The sequence below is a fragment of the Brevibacillus sp. BC25 genome (assembly GCF_000282075.1).
GTDB lineage: Bacteria > Bacillota > Bacilli > Brevibacillales > Brevibacillaceae > Brevibacillus.
The window spans coordinates 1-3085 of record NZ_AKIX01000080.1 but is presented as its reverse complement, the minus strand read 5'-3'; the positions used below and the strand labels follow the sequence as shown (position 1 = coordinate 3085).

At 50.1% G+C, this 3085-nt stretch carries 4 protein-coding genes; all 4 read right to left on the bottom strand.

From position 1 onward, the window contains the following. On the bottom strand, positions 1-524 hold a 524-nt coding region (locus PMI05_RS20845), incomplete at its 3' end, for a 3-oxoacyl-ACP reductase family protein (protein WP_007725934.1). After that, complete coding sequence (fabD, locus tag PMI05_RS20840; RefSeq protein WP_007725933.1) at positions 518-1468, bottom strand: ACP S-malonyltransferase; 951 nt, start codon at positions 1466-1468, stop codon at positions 518-520. The genes PMI05_RS20845 and fabD, both read right to left, overlap by 7 nt. A gap of 2 nt (positions 1469-1470) precedes the next feature. Further along, positions 1471-2487 carry a beta-ketoacyl-ACP synthase III gene (locus PMI05_RS20835; protein ID WP_039961108.1) on the bottom strand — a complete coding sequence of 339 codons (1017 nt, stop codon included), beginning with the start codon at positions 2485-2487 and terminating at the stop codon, positions 1471-1473. A gap of 5 nt (positions 2488-2492) precedes the next feature. Beyond that, on the bottom strand, positions 2493-3085 hold a 593-nt coding region (plsX, locus tag PMI05_RS20830; protein ID WP_007725931.1), incomplete at its 5' end, for a phosphate acyltransferase PlsX.

Sequence of the window (3085 nt, the reverse complement as noted above, 5' to 3'; positions counted from 1 at the left end):
CGGCTAGCCAGCTCGCGAGCAGCCGTCTTCGTCAAGCCAATAACCCCAGCTTTTGCCGCCACGTAGTTTGCTTGTCCTGCGTTCCCCAAAACCCCTACCACAGAAGTGATGTTGATGATTTTGCCTGAACGTTGCTTCATCATTGGGCGGGTCGCTGCCTTTACGCAGTTGAATACACCCTTCAGATTCGTCGCAATGACATCGTCCCACTCGTCTTCTTTCATGCGCATGATCAGGTTGTCGCGAGTAATTCCTGCGTTGTTCACGAGGATATCGATCGCACCAAAATGATCCAAAGCAGCTTTGAACATGTCGTTGACATCCTCTGTAGAAGAAACGTTCGCGCGAATCATGATGGCATCGCGGCCCATTTCTTTAATAAGCGCAACAGTCTCACTCGCTGCCGCTTCACTACCTGCGTAATTGACAACCACATTAGCCCCAGCTTCTGCCAGCTTCAATGCAATCGCACGCCCAATACCACGGGAAGCCCCTGTGACCAGTGCTGTTTTTCCTGTTAACATAGTACCCCTCCGTTCAAAAGCTCAGTAAGCGAATCCATATCCTGTACAGAGATAATTGTTGTATCCGCTGGTGCGATTTTCTTGATCAATCCAGCCAAAACTTTTCCTGGACCGATTTCTATAAAGGTCGTCACACCTGCTTCGACCATCCATTGTACAGAATCCTCCCACAAAACTGGAGCGGAAACTTGTTGAACCAATTGATCTACAATGATTGTAGCCTCAGACACCGGTCTAGCCGTTACGTTTGCCACAACAGGCACAGTCGCTTCTTGTACCGTTACTCCAGCCAAAACCGCTTGCAGTTTATCTGCTGCTGGCTGCATCAAGCTCGAGTGGAACGGACCGCTTACATTCAATGGAAGGACACGCTTTGCGCCCGCTTCCTTCGCTTTTTCACCGGCCAGCTTCACACCTTCAGCAGAACCAGAGATTACGATTTGCCCTGGGCAATTCATGTTTGCTAATTGAACAGGATGTCCAGATGCTGTTACTTCTTCGCAAACCGCATGCAGTGCCGCGCGATCCATGTTCAAGACAGCCGCCATTGCACCTTGTCCCGCTGGCACTGCCTCTTCCATGAACTGACCACGAGCTCGCACTGTTTTGACTGCATCTGCAAAGGACAAGGCCCCCGCTGCAACCAAAGCAGAATACTCACCCAAGCTGTGACCCGCTACGAACGCAGGCTTATAGTCAGGCAACTTTTCGTTCAATGTTGCCATAACAGCGATGCTTGCTGTCAAAATAGCTGGCTGTGTGTTTGCTGTCAGCTTCAATTCCTCTTCTGGACCTGCAAAACACAGTCCCGATAAGGAAAAGCCGAGCGCTTCATCAGCCTGCTCAAATATGTGACGGGCCGCTTCCGATTGTTCGGAGAGAGCTTGCCCCATTCCTACAAATTGTGAACCTTGCCCTGGAAAAACAAAGGCTACTTTTCCCATTCCTACTTGCTCCCTTCTGCCGGAGTCGTGCACCACTTCAAGAGCGTCGCTCCCCAAGTCAAGCCACCACCAAATCCAACCAGAATCAGGTTATCGCCTTCTTTTACACGACCAGCCTTTACTGCTTCATCCAGCGCTACTGGAATGGAAGCAGAAGACATGTTTCCATAGCGATCCAGGTTGATCGCAACTTTATCCTCAGACAGACCGAAACGCTGTATAGCAGAGTCGATGATGCGTTTGTTTGCCTGATGCGGCACCAACAGGTCGATCTCATCCTTCGATACGCCCGCTTTGGACAAGACAGCCTCTGTTGCAGAATTCATAACGCGAACGGCGAATTTGAAAACTTCTCCGCCTGCCATGTGGAGATAATGCAGTCCTTGTTCGACAGACTCAGCGGATGCAGGTGTTCTGGAACCACCTGCCGGCATGCACAAGAGTGACCCGCCTGATCCATCTGCGCCGAGCTCAAAGGACTGGAAGCCGTAGCCCTCGGTAACTTCACCGATAACAGCCGCACCCGCGCCGTCTCCGAACAAGACACATGTATTTCGATCTTTGTAATTCGTAATTTTGGACAAGGTCTCAACGCCTACGACCAACACTTTTTTATACAAACCGTTTTGGATGAACTGAGTCGCTGTCGTAATTCCGTACAAAAAGCCTGTGCAAGCCGCGGAAAGATCCATCGCAGCCGCACGTGTAGCACCCAGCTTTTCTTGCAGCAAGCAAGCAGTAGACGGGAACGACATGTCAGGCGTTACGGTAGCGACAATGATCATATCCAACTGTTCCGCGCTGATGTTTGCTTTTTGGAGCGCTTCTTTGGCAGCCTCGTAAGCCAAGTCGGAGGAAGCTTGCTCCGGTGAGCTAATGCGGCGTTCTCTGATTCCAGTACGGGAAACAATCCACTCATCAGAGGTTTCCACCATTTTCTCCAGATCAAAGTTCGTCAATACCCGCTCAGGGGTATAAGAGCCTGTAGACAAAATCCCTACTGAACGCTTTGCACTCATCTGCTTCACTCGCTTTCTCCCAAAGTATTTTTCTGTAATGATTGCTGGATAACATCATTCACGTCCTGCTGAATAAAACGCGTAGCACTGACGATCGCGTTTTTCATCGCGCGCTCATTTGAGGAACCGTGGGCCTTGATCACTGGGGATTTCAATCCCAGTAAGGGAGCACCACCGTATTCCGCATAATCCATTTTCTTTTTAAAGCGAACCAATCCAGGTTTCAGAATGGCCGCTCCTAGCTTATTAATCAGGCTGGAAGTAAACTCCTGCTTCAACTGCGAAAAGATTGTGGAAGCAGCACCCTCTACGGCCTTTAGCAAAACATTTCCTACAAAGCCGTCGCATACGAGCACATCACAGGCTCCTTGCATAACATCGCGCGCTTCCACATTTCCTACAAAGTTCAAGTCAGCTTCTTGAAGGAGAGGAAAAACAGCCTTCGTCAATTCGTTCCCTTTTCCTTCTTCTGTCCCGACATTCAGCAAGCCTACTGTCGGACGCTCGAAGCCCAACACTTTTTCAGCATACAAGCTCCCCATCACCGCGTATTGTACAAGCTGATGCGGCTTGGCATCCATATTGGCTCCGACGTCCA